Consider the following 22,569-nt stretch of genomic DNA (forward strand, 5'->3'; position numbering starts at 1 on the left):
GCTCTTACCCTTGACCGCATCTGCCGCCATGTGTAAGTCTCAACTTACAGGCTTCGGGGGTTCGGAGAGGGTGGGCCATGACGAGCGACGACCTGCTGGCAGTTCTCGCCGCGGTGGGCCACCGGCAACGGCTCCGCGCCATGGCCGAGCTCGCCGGCGGACGGCTGTACGTCAGCGAACTGGCGCGCCGCCTGGGGATGTCCAGGCCGCTGCTCTACATGCACCTGGAACGCCTGGAGAAGGCCGACCTGGTGGTCAGCAACCTGGAACTCTCCCCGGACGGCAAGGCGCTGAAGTACTTCGAGCTCGCACCGTTCGACCTGCACGTCAACATCGCCACGATCGTCGGGGCCATGGCCCAGGACGCGGAAGGGCCCGCCACCATGAAGAAGGGGACCGCGGCATGACCGGCGCCGTCATCACCATCACCATCACCCTGCTCGTCGTGGGCGGGATCACGGGCAGCGTCGTCGCCTACTTCCGGCTGCTGCGGCACCGGGCCGACGCCGTCGCCATGGCCGAATTCCGCAAGCTCGCCGAGGAGTTGCCCGTCGTGCAGCAGGCCCTCCAGAGCCAGCTGGGCGTGCTCGACGAGCGGATGAAGTCGATCGAGAACCTGCTGCGGAGCGTCGGATGATCGCGCTCAGGCCCGGCCGCAAGCTGTCCGTGCAGAGCAACCCGGTACGAATGCTGCTCTCGGCCGCACCCTGGCGCGCGACGGGCTACCTCGCCAGCTACCTCCTCGCGGGCCCGGCCCTGTTCGCCGTCGCGGCCCTCGCCGTGGCGCTCGGCCTCGTCTTCATGCAGCTCACCGTCACGGTGACGCTCACCGTCGGCTCGGCCTGGGTGATCCGCTGCCTGGCCCAGGTCGAGCGGGGCCGCGCGGCCCTGGTCGACGAGCCGGTCCCGTACGCCTACCAGGAAGCCGCGAAGCCCGGCCTGGTCGGGCAGCTCAAGGCCCGCTGCGGGGACCCGGTGACCTTTCGGGACATCGCCTGCCTGGTCCTGATGTTCCCCTTCCTCCTGCTGCTCGACCTGCTCGCGCTCGTGGCGTGGCTGGTGCCGCTCGCCGGGGTCTCGCTGCCGCTGTGGTTCTGGGCCGTCAACTACCGCCAGGATGACGGAGGTTCCCTGAACGGGGTCTGGATCGGCGGGCCCGACGACGGCGACCCCGGGTTCCGGATCGACAGCTGGCCCGTCGCCCTGATCACCGCGGCCGTCTGCCTCGGCCTCGCCCTGTACGCCTGCCGCCTCGTGGTCGCGGCCGCCCGGCTGCACCTGACCGTGGCCCACACCCTGCTCCGCCCACCGCCCGACCCGCTCGCGCGGGCCAAGCGGATCCTCACCGAGCCCGGCCCGCTGGCGCTCGTATCCACGAGCCCGCCGACCGGGCTCACCCTCAGCGAAGGACACAGCTCATGACCGGGACGCCGAGCCCGCAGTTTCATCAGGACGTCGTACGCCTCGAATCCGTACGCAAGGTGTACGGCGGGTCCAAGAACCGGGTCGCGGCCCTCGACGGGGTGACCATCGGCCTGCCGCGCGGCACTTTCACTGCGGTGATGGGCCCCTCCGGGTCCGGCAAGTCCACCTTCCTGCACTGCGCGGCCGGTCTCGACCGGCCGACCTCGGGCACGGTGCTGCTCGACGGGGTGGACCTCTCGCCGCTCAAGGAGCGGGAGCTGACGAAGCTGCGCCGGGAACGGATCGGCTTCATCTTCCAGGCGTTCAACCTGCTTCCCGCGCTGAGCGTGCTCGACAACGTGTCGCTGCCGCTCCGGCTCGCGGGCCACCGGCCGAAGAAGGCCGCGGTGGAGGCGGTACTGGAGCGGGTCGGTCTCGCGGAGCGCCGCAACAACCGGCCCGCCGAGCTCTCCGGCGGCCAGCAGCAGCGCGTCGCCATCGCGCGGGCGCTGATCACCAAGCCCGCGGTGATCTTCGGCGACGAGCCGACCGGCGCCCTCGACACCTACGCCGCCCGCGAGGTCCTGATGCTGCTGCGCGAGGCCGTCCGGGAAGCAGGGCAGACCATGGTGATGGTGACCCACGACCCGGTGGCCGCCTCCCACGCCGACCGCGTACTGTTCCTCGCCGACGGCCAGTTCGTCAGCTACCTGGACCGGCCGACCGCCGACCAGGTCGCCGAGCGTATGACGGGCCTGGGCGCCTGGGGCCAGGACTCCGCCGAGGTCCGGGCCGGACACGGGGTGTCCCGGTGATCCACATCGCGCTGCGCACCCTGCGCTTCCACAAGGGCGGCTTCATCGCCTCGTTCATCGCGCTGTTCTTCGGCGCCGCGATCGTGATCGGCTGCGGCGGCCTCTTCGAGACGGGGCTGCGCAGCGCCGCGCCCCCCGGGCGGCTCGGCGCCGCCCCGATCGTCATCACGGGCGACCAGTCCCACCCCGGCACCCACGGGGAGACCGTCTTCACCGAACGCGTCCACCTCGACGCCTCCCTCACCGCCGCCATCAAGGCGGTGCCCGGCGTCGCCGAGGCCGTACCGGACGTCTCCTTCGACGCCACGGTCGTGCAGGGCGGCGGCCCGCTCAAAGTCACCGGCCACGGCTGGTCCTCCGCCGCGCTCGCTCCGTACCGGATCACCGACGGCAGCGCGCCCACCGGAGCCGGCCAGGTCGTGCTCGACGCGAGGCTCGCCGCGAAGGCCGGGCTCAGCACCGGCCAGGAGACCCAACTCCTCGTCCACGGCGGCGCCCAGAAGGTCAAGGTCTCCGGAATCGCCACCGGCTCCGGCGACGCCAACGCCGTCTTCCTCTCGGACCGGACCGCCGCCCAGGCCACCGGCCGCCCCGACAAGCTCGACAACATCGGTGTGCTCACCGCGCCCGGAGCCGACCGGAGTCAGGTCGTCAGCGACATCAAGAAGGCGGCCGAAGGCCGGCCGGTCTCCGTGCTGACCGGTGACAAGCGCGGCTGGGCCGAGAACCCGTCGATCATCACCGACGGCACCAAACTGGTCACCCTGGCCTCGGTGTTCGGCGGTCTCTCCGCGATGGTCACCGTATTCGTCGTGTCCAGCACCACGGGCCTGTCCATCCAGCAGCGCCAGCGCGAGATGGCCCTCCTCCGGGCGATCGGCACCACACCCGGCCAGCTGCGCCGGCTCATTCTCGGCGAGACCCTGTTCATCGCCGTCATCGCCACCGGCCTCGCCTGCTACCCCGGCCCGACCGTGGGGAAGTGGCTGCTCGAAGCGTTCGCCCGCGGCGACGTGGTGCCCGACGCCCTGGCGTACCGGGCCGGCTGGATCCCCATGGTGACCGGCGTGGGCGCGGCCCTGCTCACCGCGCTCGGTGCCGCCTTCATCTCGGCCCGCGGCGCCGCCCGCACCCGGCCGACCGAGGCCCTCGCCGAAGCCTCCCTCCAGCGCAAGTGGGTCAGCGCCCCGCGACTGGTCTTCGCGCTGCTCTTCCTCGGCGGCGGCACCGCGCTCGCCATCGTCACCGCGCACATGTCGGGCCCCATGGCGGGCAGCACGGCGACCCCCGCGGCCATGCTGTGGACGGCCGGGTTCGGGCTGCTCGGCCCCGGTCTGGCCAAGGTGATCACGGCCGTACTCCGCTGGCCGCTGCGGGCGTTCACCGGTCTGGCCGGACGCCTGGCCACTCTCAACGCGAAGGCCCGGATCGGCCGGATGGCCGGAGCGGTCATGCCGGTCATGCTCGCCACCGGGCTCGCCACCGCGCTGATCTACCTCCAGACCACCCAGTCGAGCGGCTCCCAGCAGGCGTTCAGCGACAACATGCGGGCCGACCTCGCGGTCACCTCCGTCTCCGGCGGACTCCCGCTCTCCCTGGTGGACACCATCCAGAAGCAGCCCGGCGTGGCCGCGGCCTCCGCCCAGATCTCCAGCCTCGGCTACCTGGAACCCAAGACCCCGCCCTCGCAGTCAGAGATCGACGAGGGCGACTTCGAGCCGACCGAGATGCCCCTGCAGGGCGTCACCTCCGCGGGCGTCACCGGCACCACCGCCTTCCGCGCCACGACCGGCAGCCTGGACGACCTGCACGGCGACACCGTCGCACTGCCCGCATCCGAGGCCGGCGGGTTCAAGCTCGGTGACACCGTCCCGATGCGGCTCGGCGACGGCACTCAGGTCAGCCTCAAGCTCGTCGCCACCGTGGACGCCCGCCGGGGCTACGAGACCGCGCTGCTCCCGGCCTCGATTCTGGCGCAGCACACCGACGCGGGTCTGGTCCCGCAGATCACGGTGACCGCCAAGCCCGGCACGGACCCGGCCCAGCTGGAGAAGAACCTGTCGGCGCTGGCCGACACGCATCCCGGACTCAGCGTGCTGCCCCGGGCCACGGTGAGCGCGGTGCACCAGAGCGAGGACGACACCCAGGCCTGGATGGCCTACCTCGTCCTCGGCGTGGTCGTCGCCTACGCGACGATCGCCCTGGTCAACACCCAGGTTCTGGCCACCACCGAACGGCGCCGCGAGTTCATGCTGCAACGCCTCATCGGGGCGACCCGACGGCAGGTGCTGCGCATGATGACGGTGGAGGCGATCCTGGTCTCCGTGGCCGGCCTCGTGCTCGGAATCCTGGTCGCGGTGCTGACGCTGGTGCCGCTGAGCCTGAGCGTGCTCGGCTCGCCCGTCCCGGAGGGCTCACCGTGGATCTTCGCCACGGTGGTGGTCGCCGCCTTCGCCCTGACCCTGGTCACCACCCTGCTCTCCGCGATGATCGTCCTGCGCAACCGGCCCCGCGGGGTCGTGGGAATCCGCGAGTGAGGGTGCGTACGCAAGAAGATCCCCCGGCCGCGGGAGACCGTGGCCGGGGGATCGTCTGCGTACTCATCGTTTGCGTACGCAGCGGTTCAGCACAAAGCTCTTATGAGCAAAGAGAGTTGAGGCTACATCAGGATGCGTGCTGGGCGAGCTGCTGGGGGATGCCGTCCAAGGCGTGCCGCCACCGGTCGAACGGCTGCGCGGGGACCCGGTCCGAACCGGAGCGTGTGGGGAGACCGTCGAGCAGGGCCAGGCCCAGCGGGGTGACCGTGTGCAGGACCGTGTTGCGGATGCGGCGGGTGGTGATCAGGCCGGTCTGGCGAAGGACCGTGGTGTGCTGGCTGGCGCCGGCCGCCGAGATGCCGAGCCGGTCGGCCAGCTGGCTGGTCGTGCAGGTGGCCCGCAGCACGCGCAGGGCCGCGGCTCGGGTCTGGCCGACCAGCGCGCCGAGGGACTGGGCGCTGTCGTCGGGCTCGTCCCACAGGTTCGCCGTCTGATGGACGTCCGGCGGTGCGGCGAAGGCAAGGACCAGCTCGCCGCCCTCGCTGCGCCTGCCGGTGAGCTGGGCCGGCCGGTGGTTGAGGAAGACCGACGGAGTCAGGACGAGGCCGCGCCGGTCGAGGAAGATGTCCTCGTCGGGGCCGCCCGGAATCTCCAGGACCTGCGAGCGCCACTTGATGCGCGGATGCAGGGTGGCGAGGAGCAGCTCCACGCCGCCGGCCATCACGACCCGGCCGCGCGCCTCGCACTCGACCTCCAGGTACGCCTCGATGTGGTCCCAGTACGGCGCGATCGCCGCCTGCCACACCTCCGAGAGGCCGGCGGCCTCCCGGTACGCGGACAGCTGCGCCACCAGCGCGTCCGGTCCGGCCGTGTCGCCGTCGGCGTAGCCCTCGCTGCCGTTGTGCTCGATCAGCCGAAGCAGCACCTCGGGGTCGCCGACGACGCCGCCCGACCGCAACTGCGGCCAGGACGGGAGTCGCTTGGCGACCTGCTTGCGCCAGCGTGCGTACGCCGGCGCGACGCCCCGGCCGAGCAGCCCGTACGCGAAGGCCGTTTCGACGAGGGGACCGGCTGTCGTCTTCAGCCGGGTTTTGGCGATATCAGTAGCGGTGAAGTGAATTCTCTGCATAACTGCCCCCGTTGGTGAGCTCATAGGCAAGGAAACCGGGAAGAAACCGGTCAGGCCGACTGGCCGGTGAGCGTCACGAAGACGTCGTCCAGGGTCGGCCTGCGCAGCGCGAAGTCGACGACTTCCACGCCCTCCTGCCGCAGCGCGGTGGCGGCGTTCGCGATGCCGGTCATGCCGTCGCCGAGCGAGATGGCGACCAGGCGCCGCTCCGGGTCGACGGACGGCTCGCCCGCCGAGATCCGGCGCAGCGCGGTGACCGCGGCGGACATCTCGTCCGGGCGGGCCACCTCGACCTCCAGGCGCTCGTCGCCGACCTTGCGCTTGAGTTCGTCCGGCGTGCCCTCGGCGATGACCCGGCCCGTGTCGACGACGGCGATCCGGTCCGCGAGGGCGTCGGCCTCGTCCAGGTACTGCGTCGTCAGGAGCACGGTCACGCCGTCGGCCACGAGCTCGCGGACCGCGTTCCACAGGGCCATCCGGCTCACCGGGTCCAGCCCCGTGGTGGGCTCGTCGAGGAAGAGCACCGACGGCTTGGTGACCAGGCACACGGCCAGGTCGAGGCGCCGGCGCATGCCGCCCGAGTAGGTGTGGGCGGGGCGGTCCGCCGCGTCGGTCAGATCGAACCGGGACAGGAGTTCCGTCGCGCGCCCGCGTGCCGCGCGCCCGCCCAGGTGCAGCAGCCGGCCGATGAGAACCAGGTTCTCGCGGCCGGTCAGGAGCTCGTCCACCGCCGCGTACTGGCCGGCCAGACCGATCCGCCGGCGCACCTCGTGCGGGCGGCGCACCACGTCGAACCCGGCCACCTCCGCACGTCCGCCGTCCGGTTCGGCCAGGGTCGCCAGCATGCGCACCGTGGTCGTCTTGCCCGCCCCGTTGGGGCCGAGCAGGCCGAACACCGTGCCGCTGGGAACCGCGAGGTCGACGCCGCTGAGTGCTTCGTGCTGCTTGTACCGCTTGCGCAGTCCATCCGCCTGAATCGCCATGCTCATGGTTGTTCCTCCGGCTGCGGGCGATGCGAGGGATGGTCAGGAACTCTGGGCGGCGGCGGCCTCGCGCAGGCTGCGCGGGCGCATGTCGGTCCAGTGCTCCTCGATGAAGGCGAGGGCGGCGTCACGCGAGCCTTCACCGAGGGCGACCTTCCAGCCGTCGGGCTGCTGGGCGAACGCGGGCCAAAGGGAGTGCTGGCCCTCGTCGTTCACCAGTACAAGGAACGTTCCGTCCTGGTCATCAAAAGGATTCGACACGTCGCGAACTCCGGTATCCGAGTCGTATGAAGGCACGGGCGATCGACCCGTGCCTTCATGTTCCCGGCGCCCGCTGACGCGACCCTGACAGCCTCGCGAGCTCTCAGTCGACGCTGCGCAGCAGGCTTTCGACCGATTTGATGCGGTCGTTCAGCTCACCCAACTGCCCCTGGAGTACTTCCTGGTTGGCAACCGCCTCCTCGGCCAGGCGGCGGTACTCGGCCATGGCGACGGCGTCGGCGCGGTGGCGCTGCAGTCTGAAGTACGCGACCACACTCGCCGTAATGCCGCCGATGACGATCAGGACGATGGCAATGGCGATGACAGCGCCGGTCATGTGGGCTTCCCCTTAGGTTTGTTGAGTCCTCTTTACCCGTGGCCTCATGGATCGTATCCAGGTTCGTAGGACAGTCGGCCCCGTGTCAGCCGGTTGTCAGCCCAGACACCGGCCCGAACGCCGGGGTCAGGCGGCCGGCTCCGCGGTGAGCTTCACGGGCAGACCGCTGTATCCGTAGACGAAGTTGGAGTACAGGCGCTGCGGCGGACCCGTCAGCTCGACGCGGGCGACCCTGGTGCGCAACGCCTCGACCATCGCGTTCACGTGCACGCGGCCCAGGAAGGCGCCGAGGCAGAAGTGCGGGCCGTGCCCGAACGCGACGTGCTTGTTGGGGGTTCGGGCGATGTCGAAGGTGTACGGATCGGCGAAGACGTCCTCGTCGAAGTTGGCCGAGCTGTTCCACAGCGTCACCACGTCACCGGCCCTGACCACCTGGTCGCGGACCGGCACGTCCACCAGGGCGCGGCGCCCGAAGTGCATGGCCGGGGTGGTCCAGCGCATGACCTCCTCGGTGGCGCTGTCCGCACCCACCTCCCTGCTCTTCAACCGCCGCCACTGCTCAGGGTGTTCGCTGAACGCGATGAGCCCGCCGATGGACGACATGCGGCTGGACTCGTCGCCGCCGAGGATGAGGGAGTAGCAGTTGAAGACGATCTCGTCCTCGGACAGCGGCTTGCCGTCGACGGTGGCCGTGGCAAGGGCCGAGATGACGTCCTCACCGGGGTTGCGGCGACGCTTGGCGGCGAGCTCGGAGAAGTACAGCAGGATCTCGTTGCGCGCCATCACCTCGTCCAGGGCGCTGTCCTCGGAGCTGTGCCGCGACAGCGTCTGGGTGTTCCACTCCACCAGGCGCTCACGATCCGCGGCCGGAATGTCCATCAGGTCGCCGATCGTGTTGATCGGGATGTGGTCGGCGACATCCGTGACGAAGTCCAACTCGCCGTGTTCCAGGGCCAGTTCGACGAGTTCGAGGGTGCGGCGGTGGATGCCGGCCACGACGGGTTCCAGCACCCGCGGCGAGAAAGACTTGAGCATCAGGTTGCGGATCTCGCGGTGCCGGGGCCCGTCGGTGACGGCGAGCATCTTGCGCGACGCCGAGTCCTCGCCCTGCAGCAGCGTCACCAGGACGTTGCCGCGCTCGGAGGTGAACTCCTTGTTGTTGCGGTAGATGTCCACCACGTCGGCGTACTTGGTGACCGCCCAGAACCCGGGCATCCTGCTGCCGTTCACCGGCTGCCAGTGGACCGGGCTCTCCTCGCGGAACCGGCGCCACATGGCGTGCGGGTCGACATCGAGGAACGTCTGGGGGTCGGTGAGGTCGACGGCGCTCGGATCCGGTACGGCGCGCTGCTCCTGAGCAGTGGTCATGGGTGTCTCCTTTCGGGCTCGGGGGTCAGGAACCGGCGGTGCGGTAGCGGCGCAGGCTCACGGTGAAGCAGAGGGCGAACAGCACGCTCAGCGTCACGGCGATCACCACCCCGGGGTGCAGGCCGGGGAAGCTGTCGCTGGTCGCGGCGGGGTTGCCCCACAGGTCGCGGCAGGACGCGATGACGGCGCTGATCGGGTTCCACTCGGCGAGCGGGCGGACCAGGGACGGCATGGAGGCGGGGGAGAGGAAGGCGCTGGACACGAAGGGCAGCACGATCACGATGAACGGCGTCCAGACGTTGATCGTCTCGACGTTGCCGAGCGTCATCGCGAACAGCACGCCGAGCCACAGCATCACGTACGTCAGGAGCACGATCAGGCCGAAGCCGGCCAGGACCGACAGGGCGTCCGTGTGGGGCCGCCAGCCGAGCACAAGGCCCGCCCCTGTGACCACGACCAGGCCGAGCAGGCCCACGAGCAGGTCCGCGAAGGTGTGCGCGAAGAGCACGGCGGACCGGCTGATCGGCAGCGACCGGAAACGGTCGACCAGCCCGCCCTGGAGGTCCATCGCCACCGATACCGCGGTGGGTCCGACGCAGGCGAGCGCCACCTGGACCGCGCCGCCCGCGAAGACGTACTCGCCGTAGTCGCCGCCCGCCGGAAGCGTGATGGCGTCGCGGAACAGGTAGCCGACCATGACCATCGACACCAGCGGGCTCATCGCCACGCCGAGCACCCGGCCCGGCGCCCGGCGCAGGTGGAGCAGGCGCCGGCCGGTGATCGCGAACAGTTCGGTGAGGGCCGAGCGGAGACCGCCGGGGGCGTTGGGCAGGCCCGTGTCCAGGGCCGCGGCATTCGTCAGGGTGGTCATCGCCGGGCCCGCCCGTCCTGGTCGCGGTGCAGCCGGTCGAGCTCGGCCGCGAGGTCCGGGCCGATCTCGTCCAGCGGGCCGGGGTTGAGCAGGTCGTCGTGGTTGGAGTCGATGACGTGCACGTCGAGCGTGCCGCTGAAGTACGGCTTCCAGCGCTGAGCCGGATCGGTGCCGCTCACCGCCTCGTCCGACTGTCCGGCGACGTAGAGCCGCATCGTGCCGTCGTAGTCCCGTGGGGTCCAACGGGCGTGCAGTACCTGGTGGTTGGCCATCAGACCGACCATGCGTGCCATCCGTTCCTCACCCATCTGGGCCAGCGGGCTGTTGTCCCGCCGCAGCGTGTCGATGATGTCGCCGACGTCCAGCGGCCTGTCGCCGAACTCGGAGCGGTCGTGACCGATGCCCTCCAGCAGCCAGGCGAGCATGGCCTGTTGGTCCGGCGTCTCCTGGGTCCCGGTGTCCTCGGTGCGCGGGTAGGAGTCGAGGTTGGCGAGCAGCCCCACCTCGTCACCGGCCGCGCGCAGCTGGACGGCGATCTCGTAGGCGAGCAGACCGCCGAGCGACCAGCCGAGCAGGTGGTAGGGCCCCTCGGGCCGCACCGACTTGATCAGCCGGATGTACTCGGCCGCGGTCTCCTCGATGCTCGTGGGCAGCGGCGCGCCCTCGACGACGTACGGCGCCTGGATGCCGTACACGGGGCGCTCGGCGCCGAGGTGGCGGATGAGCGGCATGTACGACAGGGCGAACCCGACCCCGCTGTGCAGGCAGAACACCGGTGGGCGACTGCCCGTCGGCTTCATGCACAGGAGTGGGCTGAACGGGTCGGCGAAGTCCAGGCCGCCGGTCTCGTCGATGGCGTCCGCCATGATCTGCGTGCTCTGCCTGCGGGCGGGGGCGGCGGACCCGGCGGGCCGGACGGTGGCCGCGAGGGCCCGGACCGTCTGGTGCTCGAAGACGTCCGCGATGGTGAACTCGATCCCGGCCTTGCGGGCCAGGGCCACCAGGCGCAGCGACTTCATGCTGGTCATCGACGTCTCGAAGAAGTTCTCCTCGACGCCGAACTCGTCACGGCCCAGGATTGCGGCGACGATCGCGCAGAGCGTCGCCTCGACGGGAGTCGGGGGAGCCGACCGGCCGGGCGCCGACGTCTCGGGCTCGGCGGGCACCGGGGCCGTGTCGGGAGCGAGCAGGTTTCCCGCGGTGTCCCACTTGGCTCGTTCGCCGGTGCGAAGCAGCCGGGAGCCGGCCGGGCCGTACGGGTTGGCCACGAACCGCTCGGCGGTCGCCCGGGCCAGGCCCGCGAAGCCGCGGGGAAGCGTGGCCCCCGCGACATACAGCTCGCCCACCACGCCCGGCGGAACGGGCGCGAGCCACTCGTCGAGGACGTAGACCTGCGTGTTCCACACCGCCTTGCCCGGTGCGTACGGGCGCGGGGTCGCCCAGTCCTGCGGCAGCGGCTCCGAGGCCCGCACCCCGGCCCCGGAGAGCAGCGGCCCGAACAGGCCGGTCTCCGCGAGTTCCCCGGACGCGAGCGCCCAGGCGAGGTGGCCCGCGGCCGCCCGGTGTTCGACGACGGCGCCCTGCGGGCGGCCCGCCGCGTCGTCCGTGCGGATCACATAGGCAGCGTGTCCGGGCCGCAGCGGGGCCGTGCGGTCCGCGTCGGTGACCGGGTCGGTGGAAGCGGCTCGCACCTCCGGGCCGTCGAGCACCACGGCGGTCACGCCGGTGCTGCGCAGCCGGCTCGCCAGGCCCGCCGTCGTCAGGACGCACAGCGGGTCGGTGTCGGCGAACAGCGCCTTGACGCGGGCGACCGGCTCGTCGGCGGCGACCGGGACATACGCCGCGCCGGACTTGAGTACCGCGAGCACCGCGACGGTCCGGTCCACGGCGCGCGGCACCGCGAGGGCCACGATCCGGTCGGGACCGGCGCCTTCCGCGATCAGTCGACGCGCCAACTGGCTTGCCTTGACATCTAGTTGGGCGTACGTGAGGGCTTTGGTCCCGGTGCCGGCGGCGGGCGCGTCCGGAGTTCGCGCGGCCTGCGTCGCGAACAGGTCGACCAGCGTCGCCGCCGGAAGCTCGTGCGCGGTGTCGTTCCAGCCGTGCAGCACCCGCTCGCGCTCGTCGCCGGAGAGCAGGTCCAGGCCGCTCAGGCGCAGCTCGGGATCGGCGGCCACCGCGTGCAGGACCCGCTGGAACTGCTCGGCCAGGCGCTCCGCGGTGGCCCGCGTGAACAGGTCGGTGCTGAAGCTGAGCAGGCCCCGGATGCCGCCCCCGCCGGGCCACGGGAGCAGCTCCAGCATCAGGTCGAGCTTGGCCCGGTCGGAGCCGACGTACTCCGGCTGGACGGTGAGACCCGGCATCTCCAGCGGCAGGTTGCCCTGGTTCTGCACGCTCAGCATCACCTGGAACAGCGGGTGCAGGCCCCGTGAGCGGGCCGGCCTGAGGGCCTCCACCACCTGGTCGAAGGGGATGTCCTGGTGGGAGTAGGCCGCCAGGTTGGTCTCGCGGATCCGCTCCAGGAGCTCGCGGAAGGTCGGGTCGCCGCTGGTGTCGCCGCGCAGCACCAGGGAGTTGATGAACATGCCGACCAGGTCGTTGAGTGCCTCGTCGGTGCGTCCGGCGATGGGGGAGCCGACGGGGATGTCGGTGCCCGCGCCGAGCCGGGTCAGCAGGGCGCACAGCGCGGCCTGGAATACGATGAACTCGGTGGTGCCGGTCTGGCGGGCCAGCTCGACCAGGCTCGTGTGCAGGCCGGACTCCAGCTCGAACATCACCATGTCGCCCGAGGACGTGCTCGCGTCGGGGCGCGGGAAGTCGGTGGGCAGCGGCAGCTCCTCCGGCGCGCCCGCGAGCGCGTCCCGCCAGAAGGCGACCTGCTCGGCGGCCAGGCTGTCCGGGTCGTCCGCCGAGCCGAGCAGCTCGCGCTGCCAGCCGGCGAAGTCGGAGTACTGCACCGGCAGCGGGGCCCGGTCCGGCACGCGCCCGTCGCAGCGGGCCCGGTAGGAGGCGGCCAGGTCGGTCAGCATGGGCGCGATCGACCAGCCGTCGAAGGCGATGTGGTGGAAGACCAGGACCAGGACCCACTCGTCCACGCCGACCGCGAACAGCCGTGCCCGCAGGGGCGGTTCCGACCTGAGGTCGAAGCCCTGGTCGCCCTCGGCGGTCAGGGCGGCCTCCAGCCTCGCCGCCGACACCGTACGGGTCCGCAGCACCGGCCCGCCCGTCGCGGCATCGAGCACCCGCACCGACGGCACCCCGTCGGTCTCCGGCAGCACCGTGCGAAGGACCTCGTGGCGCTCGGCCAGATCGGTCAACGCCCCTTGCAGCGCGGCCTCGTTGAGGCTACCGGTGAGCCGGAAGGCCATCGGTGTGTTGTACGTGCCGTCGGCCTTGTCCTGGCTCCGGTTGATGAACCACTGCTGCTGCTGGGCGAACGACAGTTGCGGCGGAGCGTCCTTCGGCGCCGGGGTCAGCGCGGGCCTGGCCCAGTCGGCCGCCGCGACATGACCGGCGAGCGCGACCACCGTCCGCGCCTCGAAGAGCGCGCGGATGGGAAGCTCCACGCCGAGGGCGGTACGGGCCCGGCTGACCAGGCGGGTGGCGAGCAGAGAGTGGCCGCCGATCTCGAAGAAGTCGTCGTCGATGGAGACCTGGGCCACCCCGAGGATGTCCGCGAACAGGCCGCAGAGGATCTCCTCGACCGGGGTGCGCGGCGCACGGCCCTTCGGCGAGTGGCCGAGATCCGGCGCGGGCAGCGCCTTGCGGTCCAGCTTGCCCTGCGCGGTCAGCGGCAGCGCGTCCAGGGCGACCACCGCGGAGGGCACCATGTACTCGGGCATCGACCGGCCGAGCTGCTCGCGCAGCCCGTCGGCGACCGCGGGCTCGGACGCCACGACGTACGCCACCAGACGGCGGTCGCCGTCCTCGCTCTCGGACACGATCACGGTGGCCTGCTCCACGCCCGGCTGGGCGAGCAGCGCGGCCGAGATCTCGCCGAGTTCGATACGGAACCCGCGCAGCTGTACCTGGTCGTCGGCGCGGCCGATGTAGTCCAGCTGGCCGTCCGGCAGCCACCGCACCAGGTCACCCGTGCGGTACATCCGGGCTCCGGCCGGGCCGTAGGGGTCGGCCACGAAACGCTGGGAGGTCAGGTCCGGGCGGCCGAGGTAGCCGCGGGCCAGGCCGCCGCCGACGTACAGCTCGCCGACGACCCCGCGCGGTGTGGGCCGCAGGTGGTGGTCGAGCACGTACACGCGGTGCGCGTTGGTGGGGCGGCCGATCGGCGGGCGGCCCGCGTCCCTCAGCGGGCCGCCGACGGTCGAGCTCACCACGGCCTCGGTCGGGCCGTAGCCGTTGTAGAGCCGCACCGCCGAGGACCAGCGCTCGACGACGCTCGCCGGGACGGCCTCGCCGGCCACCGCCAGGCGCAGGTCGGCGGGGAGCGTACTGCCCTCGGGCAGGCCGCCGACCACGACGGGCGGCAGTCCGGCCAGGTTGACACGGGCGCTGTTGATCAGGTCGACCAGCGGCTGTCCCGGCGCCCGGCACTCCTCGTCCGCGATGACCAGCGTGCCGCCGGTGAGCAGCGCGAGCATGATCTCCCAGACGGACGCGTCGAAGCTGAAGGACGCGAACTGGAGCACCCGGGTCCCGTCGTCGAGGCCGAAGCGCTCGACGAGGCTGTCCACCATCGAAAGCAGCCCGGTGTGGGCCACCACGACACCCTTGGGGCGGCCCGTGGAGCCGGAGGTGTAGATGACGTACGCCGGATTCTCCGGGGCGAGCGGCGCGACCCGGTCGGCGTCGGTGAGGTCCGAGCCGGGCAGGGCGGCCAGGCGCTCCACGGTTCCGGGCGCGTCCAGGACCAGCGGCTCGGTCTGCAACTCCGGTATGCCATCGAGCCGTTGACCGGTCGCAGTGTCGGTGATGACCGCGGCCGGGCGGGCGTCGGCCAGCATGTAGGAGATGCGGTCTACGGGGTACGCCGAGTCCACCGGCAGGTACGCCGCACCGGCCTTCAGGACCGCGAGCGCCGCCACGACCACCTCGGGGGAGCGCGGCAGCATCACCGCGACGGTCTGCTCGGGGCCGATCCCGCGCTCCACGAGCAGGCGGGCCAGCCGGCCGGCGCGGGCGTCGAGTTCGGCGTAGGTCACTTCCTCGGTGCCGAAGACGACCGCCGTCTTGTCCGGGGTGCGGGCGGCGCGGGCCTCGAAGACGCTGGTGGCCAGCTCGCCGGACGACTCCTTCGCGGCGCCCGCACCGGACCAGTCGCCGAGCAGCTGGGCGCGCTCGTCGTCGCCGAGCGCGTCCAGGCGGCCGAGCGAGGTGCCGGGGGCCGCGGCCAGCTGCTCCAGTACGCGCACGAAGCGGCGCAGGATCTCGTCCACCTCGCCCGGTGTGAAGATGTCGGGCCGGTACTGCGCCTCAAGACGCATCCGGTCGCCCGGGAACACGTTGAGAGCGAAGGGGTATTCGGCGATGACCCGGGCCTCCCAGGCGCGCATGCTCAGCCCGGGGACGTGCTCGCCGATGCGGTCCAGGACACCGGTCGGGTAGTTGTGGAAGGAGACCACGGTGTCGAAGAGCTCGCCGATCCCGGCACCCTGCTGGACCTCGGCGAGGCCCAGGTGGTGGTGCGGCTCCAGGTCGAGCTGACGCTCCTGGAGGGCGGCCAGCATCTCCTCGAAACTGAGCGCGGGCGCGAGGGCGACGCGTACCGGCAGGGTGCTGAGGAAGGAGCCGACGGTCTGCTCGATGCCGGGGACCTCCTCGGCCCGGCCGGAGACGACCGCGCCGAACGTCACGTCCTGGCGGCCGGTCAGCCGGCCGAGCGCGAGCGCCCAGGCGCCCTGCATGACGGTGCTCATCGTCAGGCCGCGCGACGTCGCCCAGGACGTCACCGCCCCGGTCAGTGCCTCCGGCAGCTCCAGGTGGAGGGAGCCGGGAAGGACCGAGACGCGGGGGCGGTCGGCGGGGCCGAGCCGGGTCGGCTCGTCGATGCCGGCCAGCTCCTTCTGCCAGGCCTCGCGCGCGGCCGCCTTGTCCTGCGCGGCCGACCACTCCAGATAGCCGCGCAGCGGGACGACCGGCGCCAGTGCCGAGGTGTCACCGCCGTTGGACCACAGAGTGACCAGCTCTTCCGCGAGGACCGCCGACAGCGACCAGCCGTCCACCAGCATGTGGTGCGCCGTCCACACCACCCGGTGCCGGTCGTCGGACACGCGGTAGACGGTGAAGCGGGTCAGGGGTGCGCGGGTGACGTCGAAGCGGTCCAGCCACTCCGCCTCGGTCCGCCGCCGCACCTCCGCGTCGGCCTCCGCCTCCGTACGGCCCTCGGCGAAGTCCCGGAGGTCCACCTCGGCCCAGGTCAACTCCACGTCGGACGCGACCAGTTGGACCGGGTCGCCCGCGTCGCGCTCACGGAAGCAGGCCCGCAGGCTCGGGTTGCGGTCGAGCAGCGCCGTCGCCGCCGCGCGCAGCCGGTCGCGGTCGAGGGGCCCGTCCACGTCCATCGTCACCTGGAGGGTGTACGCGTCCATGCCCTGCCGGTCGAACTCGGACTGGAAGAGCAGGCCGCGCTGGAGTGGGGAGAGCGGCAGGATGTCGACGAGCCCCGGGATGTCGCGCTCGTACGCCTCGATCTCCGCCTGGGTGATCGTGACCAGCGGGAAGTCGGACGGGGTGTGCCCGCCCGCCTCGGGCAGCTCGGCGTGCGCGGCGAGCGCGTCGAGGGCGCGGAACCAGTCGGCGGCGAGCGCCTGGACGTCGCCCTCCACGAGCAGTTCGCCCGCCCAGACCCACTCGGCGACGAGCACCGGGCCCTCGGCGCGGTCCTCGGTCGTCGCGATCAGTTCCAGGGCGTGCCGCAGCGGGGTCTCGGGGGCGGCGGTGAGGCCGAAGGCCCCGGCCTCCATCGACCAGGCGCCGGCCGCGTTGTCGGTGGCGAACCGGCCCAGGTAGTTGAAGCCGATCCGGGGAGTCGCCGAGCCGGCCAGAACGGCGGCGGTCTGCGGATTGAGATGGCGGAGCAGCCCGTATCCGATGCCGTGGTCCGGCAGCGCCCGCAGGCTCTCCTTGACGCGCTTGAGCGCGGCTCCGCAGGACGCTCCGCCGTTCCACACCTGCTCCCAGTCCGGCTCTCCGACGTCGAGGCCGACGGGGAAGACGCTGGTGAACCAGCCGACCGTACGGGACAGGTCCAGGCCCTCGGCGAGCTGCTCGCGGCCGTGGCCCTCCAGCTCGACCAGGGCGCGCGATCCCGTGCCCCGGTGGGCGAGCGCCAGCGCGAAGCCGGTGAGCAGCACCTCGTTGACCTCGGCGTGGAACGCGGCGGGCACCCGGCCGAGCACGGCGGCTGTCCGCTCGGCGGGCAGTTCGAGCCGCAGCCGTCCGGCCGTGGCGTACACATCGCGCGCCGGGTCGAGCGGCCGGTCGCCGAGCTCGATCGTCGGGCCGCCCACCTGCTCGGCCCAGAGGGGGAGTTCGGTCGTGCGGTGCGGGGCGCGGGCCTGCTCGGACAGGGTCTTCGTCCAGCGCCGGAACGAGGTGCCGACCGGGGCCGGGTCCGTGCCGTTCCAGGCGGCTTCCAGGTCGGGCAGCAGGATGCGCCACGAGACGCCGTCCACGGCGAGGTGATGGATCACGAGGAGCAGGCGGTCCTCGTCGAGGACCACGGCCTGGACGAGCAGGCCGTCCCTCGGGCACAGGCGCGCCCCGGCCGCCGTGATCTGCTCGGCGAGCACCGCGTCCCGGTCCGTGCCGGGCGTGGACCCGGCCCTGCTGAGTACGTCGGAGGCGGCGACCGCACCCCGGGGGAGCGTCTCCAGGGACCACAGGCCCGGCACCGGCTCGGTGAGCTTGGTGCGCAGCGCGTCGTGCCGGTCGAGGACGGCCTGGAGCGCGCGCTCCAGGCGGGCCGGGTCGGCGTGCGCGGCCGTGGGCAGGGTGACCGTGGCGTACTGGGCGAAGGTCGCGCCCGCGGTGGGGCGGCCGGCCAGGTCTTCCCTCAACTGGTCGATGACCGGCGTGAGTTCGAGCTCGCCGATGCCGTCCGCCGCCAGGTCCGCGGCGGCGTCCGCCGCTCCGTCCACCCGCTTGGCCACCGCGGCGATCGCGGCCGGGGTGCGGTGCTGGAAGACGTCGCGCGAAGTGACGACGAGACCGGCGGCGCGGGCCCGGCCCACCACCTGGATGGCGCTGATGCTGTCGCCGCCCAGTGCGAAGAAGTTGTCGTCGACGCCGATGCGGGGCACCCCGAGCACCTCGGCGAGCACCGTGCAGAGGGTCTCCTCCTGGGGGGTGCGGGCCGCGCGCCCGGTGGTCGTGACCGCGAACTCCGGCGTGGGCAGCGCCTTGCGGTCCACCTTGCCGTGCGCGGTGAGGGGCATCCGCTCCAGGAGCAACAGAACGGCGGGCACCATCTGTTCGGGCAGCACGGCCGCGAGCCGGTCGCGCAGGGCACGTGTGTCGCAGGTGCCGGACTCGGGCACCACGTAGCCGATCAGGCGCTGGTTGCCCGCCGGGTCGGCGACGGCGGCGGCCACCGCGTCCGCGACGCCGGGCAGGTTCCGCAGCGCGGACTCGACCTCGCCGAGCTCGATGCGCTGGCCGCGGATCTTGACCTGGTGGTCGCGGCGGCCGGTGAACACGAGCTGCCCGTCGGCGAGCAGCACCACCTGGTCGCCGGTGCGGTACATGCGGGAGCCGTCGCCCGCGAACGGGTCGGGCACGAAGGTTGCCGCCGTACGGGCCGGGTCGCCGAGGTAGCCGCGGCCGACGCCGGCGCCCGCGATGTGCAACTCGCCGGGCACCCCGCGCGGCACCGGCCGCAGGTCGTCGCCCAGGACGTAGAGGCGCGTTTCGCGCAGCGGCCGGCCGATGGGCATGGAGGCGCCGGTCACCTCGGCCGCGGAGCGGGCGTACCCGTGGGTGACGTCGTCCGAGCACTCGGTGGGGCCGTACACGTTGGCCAGCGCGATGCCGGGGTGGCGGGCGAACCAGCGGGCGCACAGCTCGGCCGGCAGTGCCTCGCCGTTGGAGATCATCCAGCGCAGCGCGGGCAGCTCGGGCCCGCCGCCCGCCGCGTCCCACACGTCCAGCGTCGCGCGCAGCAGCGAGGGCACGACTTCGAGGACGGTCAGGCGCTCGGCCGCGATGACGCCGAACAGGGCCTCGGGGTCGGCGGCTTCGGCGCGGGCGATCGCGCGGATCCGGCCGCCCACGAGCAGCGTGGTCAGCGACTGCCAGACGGAGACGTCGAAGGTGACGGGCGCGTTGTGCACGAGCGCGTCGGCATCGGTGAGGGACAGCTCCTCCACCTTGGCGAGCAGGTGGTTGACCATGCCGCCGCGCTGCACCATCGCACCCTTGGGCTTGCCGGTGGAGCCCGAGGTGTAGATCACGTACGCCAGGTCGAGGGGGCCGCCGACGACGGGCGCGAGGGCACCGGTGTCGTCCCGCGCTCCGTCCAGGACGTGCACGGGAAGCCGGCCCGCGGCGCGTTCGGCGAGGGCGCGGTGCGTGGTGTCGGCCACGATCTGGACCGCGCCGCTGTCCTTCAGCAGGGAGGTCAGACGGCTGAGCGGGGCGCGGGGGTCGAGCGGCAGGAAGGCGCCGCCGGCCCCGAGCACGGCGAGCTCGGCGGTGACGAAGTCCCGGCCCGGCTCGGTCAGCACGGCCACCGGGCCGTCGACCGCCACCTGCCGGGACGCGGCGCTGGCCCGCCCGACGAGCTCGGCGTAGCTCAGGCTTCCGCCGTCGTCGGTGACGGCCACCGCGTCGGGGTGCTCGGCGGCGCGGGCGCGTACCCGCTCCACGACACCCAGGTACGGCTCCTGGCTCCGAGGGCCGGTCAGCGCGGCGGCCAGTTCGGCGGCCTCGCCCGGCGAGAACAGGTCCAGGGCGCTCAGCGGTTCGTCCGCGCCCGCGTCCAGGAAGCGGTCGAGGAAGGCGACGAACCGGGCCAGGTGGCCGCGTACGTCGTCCGGGGTGTAGCGGGCCTCGTTGCCGCTGAGGTCGACGCCGATCCCGTCGGCGCCCTTGTCGGCGACGGTGAACTCCAGATCGTCGACGAGCCCGGTGGAGGGGCTGCAGATCGTCGCGGCGCAGGGCCCGATGCTCAGCTTCTCGACCTGCGGCATCATGTTGATGAACGGGCCGAACGGCCTGCGGTCGTCGCTGGGCAGTCCCATCGCGCGCCGTATCCTGCTCACCCGGTAGCGCTGGTGCTTGAGTCCCTGAGAGAACGCCTTGTAGGTCGAGGCGAGCAGTTCGCCGCGGGTCATGCCGGGCCGCAGGGATAGCCGCAGCGGCAGGTAGTTGACCACCATGCCGGGGATGTTTTGCATGGTGCCGCCCACCCGCGCGGTCACGGGCAGTGAGAGCAGCACGTCGTCGGTGCCGGCCAGGCGCCCGGAGTACGAGCCGAGGGCCGCGACCAGGACGGTCTGCCAGGTCACCCGGGCGTCCCAGCTCACCGAGCGCAGCCGCTCCGCGATCGACTCCGGAAGGACGGCCGCCTCGCGCAGGAAGGTCTGGGCCGGCTCCGCGTCACGGGTGGCGAGGCTGAGCGGCTCGGGCCGGTCGGCGAGCTCCTTCTCCCAGTAGGCGCGGTCGCGCTCCATGCGCGGCGAGTCCGCGTAGGCCGCCTCGGCCTCGATCAGGGTGCTCAGCGGCGGGAAGCGGTTCGCGTCGAGGGAGGTGCCGGCGAGCATCGCCTCGTAGATCGCGGAGAGCCGCTGCCAGTAGATGACGTAGCTGAAGCCGTCCGAGACGAGGTGGTGGTTGAGCAGGCAGAAGAAGGTGCGGTCGGCGCCGAGGGTGAAGACGCTCAGCCGGAACAGCGGCACGTGCGGGACGGCGGTCACGGGGAGGGGGACCCGCAGATCGTCGTGGATCGCGGCGAGGGCCGCCGCGGCCGGGTCGGCGGCGCCGCTGACGTCGGTGACGGTCAGCGGCAGTTCGGCCACCGGCTCGACGAACTGCCACGGCTCGCCGTCCACTTCGGTGAACCGGGTCCGCAGGCACTCGGACTCCTCCACCAGGCGCGCCAGCGCGGCCCGGAACAGCCGCTGGTCCAGCGGTCCGCGGATGTCCCAGTAGATGGCGGTGTTGTACGTCGCGCCTCCGCCGGAGAGCTTCTCGTCGAACCAGATGTCCTTCTGGCCAGCCGTGAGGGGCAGGCCGCCCGTCTGAACGTCAGTCATAGCAATCCCCTAGCGAAGGTCACCGAGTGCACAGCGTCGATCATCGAGAAAGCCGCTGACAGCGGGCTGACTCTCAACTTCCTTGCCTTGCAGGCGAGTTGTGCCTGAGATGTGAGTGGGCGCGGGCAGGTCAGCCGCAGCCGCCGGCGTGCGCGTCCTCGACCGACCGGCCGAGGGCCACCGCGGTCGAGGGCTCCACGAGGGTGAGTGCCGGAGCCTTCCTCGACCCGAGGTGGGCGATGAAGTCGTCGAGCCGGTCCAGACCCCAGAAGCGGGTGTATCCGTGCACGAAGAAGGGCACGCCGAACACGCCGTCCTTACAGACCTCCAGCAGGATCCGCACGCCCTCGGCGCGCAGGTCCGCGTCGTCGCTGGCGTCCGCGATCAGGCCGCGGTCGATGCCGAGCTTCTCGCCGATGTCGCCGATCACCTCGCGGTCGCAGATGTTGAGCCCCGCGCCGAACCGGGCCTCGTACACCGCGGTGATGTACTCGTGGCCGAGGCCGTGCTCCTCGGCGACCAGGTAGCCCAGGTGCGGGACCTCCCACACCGGGGCGCGGTCGACCGGCCAGGTCACCGTGATGCCCCGGGCCTTGGTGAGCCGTCCGACGTCCTGCAGGACGTACCGGTTCTTCTCGCGCGACATCTCCGAGTACGGGAACTGGCCGCCCCGCTCGGCGAGTTCACGACTGCTCTCCGGGTCCGGCTCGAAGAACGGGAGCCACTCCAGCCGCCCGACCAGGTCCCGGTGCCGGCTCATCAGCTCGCGGTAGGCGAGCCAGGAATAGGGGCTGCGCAGGCTGAAGTAGAACCGCGGCGTCTTGCTCTTCCTGTCGGCTGCGGGCATGGGTGATGCGCTCCTGTCTCTCGGGGCTGGGGGATGGGGGAGTGGCTCAGACGACGAGGCCGCCGTCGACGCCGAAGACCTGGCCCGTGATGTACGAGGCACGGTCGGAGGCGAGGAACGACACCAGGTCGGCGACCTCGTCGGGGCGGCCGAAGCGCCCGAGCGGAATGCGCTCCGTCATCTTGCGGGTGTGCTCCTCGGTCAGCGCGGAGAGCATGTCGGTCTCGATGAAGCCCGGCGCGACCGCGTTGGCGCGGATGCCGTAGCGGCCCGACTCCTTGGCAAGGGCTTTGGTGAAGCCGATGATCCCGGCCTTGGTCGCCGAGTAGTTGGTCTGCGTGGCGTTGCCGTACACGCCCGCGACGGAGGACAGCGTGACGACCGATCCGGCGCGGCGCTTCATCATCGAGAAGACCGCCGCCTTGCACACGTTGTACGTGCCGTCGAGGTTGACCCGGAGCACCGCGTCCCAGTCCGCCTCGGCCAGCATCACCAGCGGGTTGTCGCGCACGATGCCCGCGCAGGAGACCACGGTGTGCAGCGGGCCGAGCGCCTTCTCGCTGTCGCGCACGAAGTCGCGCACGTCGCCGTGCCGGGCGACGTCGACCTGCGCCGCGTACACCCGGGCCCCGGCGGCGGTGGCCTCCGCGGCCACCGCGTCGGCGGCCTCCTTGTTGGACTGGTAGCAGAAGGCCACGTCGTAGCCGTCGCCGGCGAGCCGGGTCACGACATGGCGGCCGATCCCCCGGGAGCCCCCGGTCACCAGCGCGACGCGTCGTTCGCTTGCGGACATGCGCGTTTTCCTCT

The 22,569-nt window shown here is 72.1% G+C and carries 14 protein-coding genes; 5 read left to right on the top strand and 9 right to left on the bottom strand.

What is annotated here, in order from left to right; genetic code table 11:
* Positions 1 to 77 precede the first annotated feature (77 nt).
* From ABD346_RS25720 to ABD346_RS25740, 5 genes are read left to right on the top strand one after another with little or no spacing between them, the layout of a single operon-like run.
* Positions 78 to 407, top strand: coding sequence for an ArsR/SmtB family transcription factor (locus ABD346_RS25720; RefSeq protein ID WP_344378073.1), 330 nt, complete (start codon positions 78 to 80; stop codon positions 405 to 407).
* Complete coding sequence (locus ABD346_RS25725) at positions 404 to 637, top strand: hypothetical protein (protein WP_344378074.1); 234 nt, start codon at positions 404 to 406, stop codon at positions 635 to 637. The genes ABD346_RS25720 and ABD346_RS25725 overlap by 4 nt, the downstream gene beginning before the upstream one ends.
* Positions 634 to 1,422 (top strand): sensor domain-containing protein, encoded by a 789-nt coding sequence (locus ABD346_RS25730; protein ID WP_344378076.1) that lies wholly within the window; start codon positions 634 to 636, stop codon positions 1,420 to 1,422. The genes ABD346_RS25725 and ABD346_RS25730 overlap by 4 nt, the downstream gene beginning before the upstream one ends.
* A complete protein-coding gene (locus ABD346_RS25735; RefSeq protein WP_344378077.1) occupies positions 1,419 to 2,219 on the top strand; it encodes an ABC transporter ATP-binding protein in 801 nt (266 codons plus the stop codon). The genes ABD346_RS25730 and ABD346_RS25735 overlap by 4 nt, the downstream gene beginning before the upstream one ends.
* Positions 2,216 to 4,756, top strand: coding sequence for an FtsX-like permease family protein (locus ABD346_RS25740; RefSeq protein ID WP_344378079.1), 2,541 nt, complete (start codon positions 2,216 to 2,218; stop codon positions 4,754 to 4,756). Before ABD346_RS25735 ends, ABD346_RS25740 begins: the two co-directional genes overlap by 4 nt.
* A 127-nt stretch (positions 4,757 to 4,883) precedes the next feature.
* Here the strand turns inward: ABD346_RS25740 and ABD346_RS25745 are convergent, their stop codons facing one another.
* From ABD346_RS25745 to fabG, 9 genes are all read right to left on the bottom strand, one after another.
* Positions 4,884 to 5,885: an ArsR/SmtB family transcription factor gene (locus ABD346_RS25745; RefSeq protein WP_344378080.1), complete on the bottom strand. Its 1,002-nt coding sequence runs from the start codon at positions 5,883 to 5,885 to the stop codon at positions 4,884 to 4,886.
* Positions 5,886 to 5,935: 50 nt separating this feature from the next.
* A complete protein-coding gene (locus tag ABD346_RS25750) occupies positions 5,936 to 6,874 on the bottom strand; it encodes an ATP-binding cassette domain-containing protein (RefSeq protein WP_344378082.1) in 939 nt (312 codons plus the stop codon).
* Positions 6,875 to 6,910: 36 nt separating this feature from the next.
* On the bottom strand, positions 6,911 to 7,129 hold the full coding sequence (locus tag ABD346_RS25755; protein ID WP_344378084.1) for an MbtH family protein: 219 nt from the start codon (positions 7,127 to 7,129) through the stop codon (positions 6,911 to 6,913).
* Between the two features lie 103 nt (positions 7,130 to 7,232).
* Positions 7,233 to 7,466, bottom strand: coding sequence for a hypothetical protein (locus ABD346_RS25760; protein ID WP_344378085.1), 234 nt, complete (start codon positions 7,464 to 7,466; stop codon positions 7,233 to 7,235).
* A gap of 126 nt (positions 7,467 to 7,592) precedes the next feature.
* Positions 7,593 to 8,834, bottom strand: a complete 1,242-nt coding sequence (locus ABD346_RS25765) for a cytochrome P450 (RefSeq protein WP_344378087.1) — start codon at positions 8,832 to 8,834, stop codon at positions 7,593 to 7,595.
* A gap of 25 nt (positions 8,835 to 8,859) precedes the next feature.
* Positions 8,860 to 9,705, bottom strand: a complete 846-nt coding sequence (locus ABD346_RS25770; protein ID WP_344378088.1) for an ABC transporter permease — start codon at positions 9,703 to 9,705, stop codon at positions 8,860 to 8,862.
* Positions 9,702 to 20,915, bottom strand: a complete 11,214-nt coding sequence (locus ABD346_RS25775) for an amino acid adenylation domain-containing protein (RefSeq protein ID WP_344378090.1) — start codon at positions 20,913 to 20,915, stop codon at positions 9,702 to 9,704. The genes ABD346_RS25770 and ABD346_RS25775 overlap by 4 nt, the downstream gene beginning before the upstream one ends.
* 130 nt (positions 20,916 to 21,045) lie before the next feature.
* On the bottom strand, positions 21,046 to 21,762 hold the full coding sequence (locus ABD346_RS25780) for a 2-hydroxychromene-2-carboxylate isomerase (protein ID WP_344378091.1): 717 nt from the start codon (positions 21,760 to 21,762) through the stop codon (positions 21,046 to 21,048).
* A 46-nt stretch (positions 21,763 to 21,808) separates the two neighbouring features.
* Positions 21,809 to 22,555 (bottom strand): 3-oxoacyl-[acyl-carrier-protein] reductase, encoded by a 747-nt coding sequence (fabG, locus tag ABD346_RS25785; RefSeq protein WP_344378093.1) that lies wholly within the window; start codon positions 22,553 to 22,555, stop codon positions 21,809 to 21,811.
* Between the last annotated feature and the right edge of the window lie 14 nt (positions 22,556 to 22,569).

It is taken from the genome of Streptomyces mauvecolor (assembly GCF_039532965.1).
GTDB lineage: Bacteria > Actinomycetota > Actinomycetes > Streptomycetales > Streptomycetaceae > Streptomyces > Streptomyces violascens.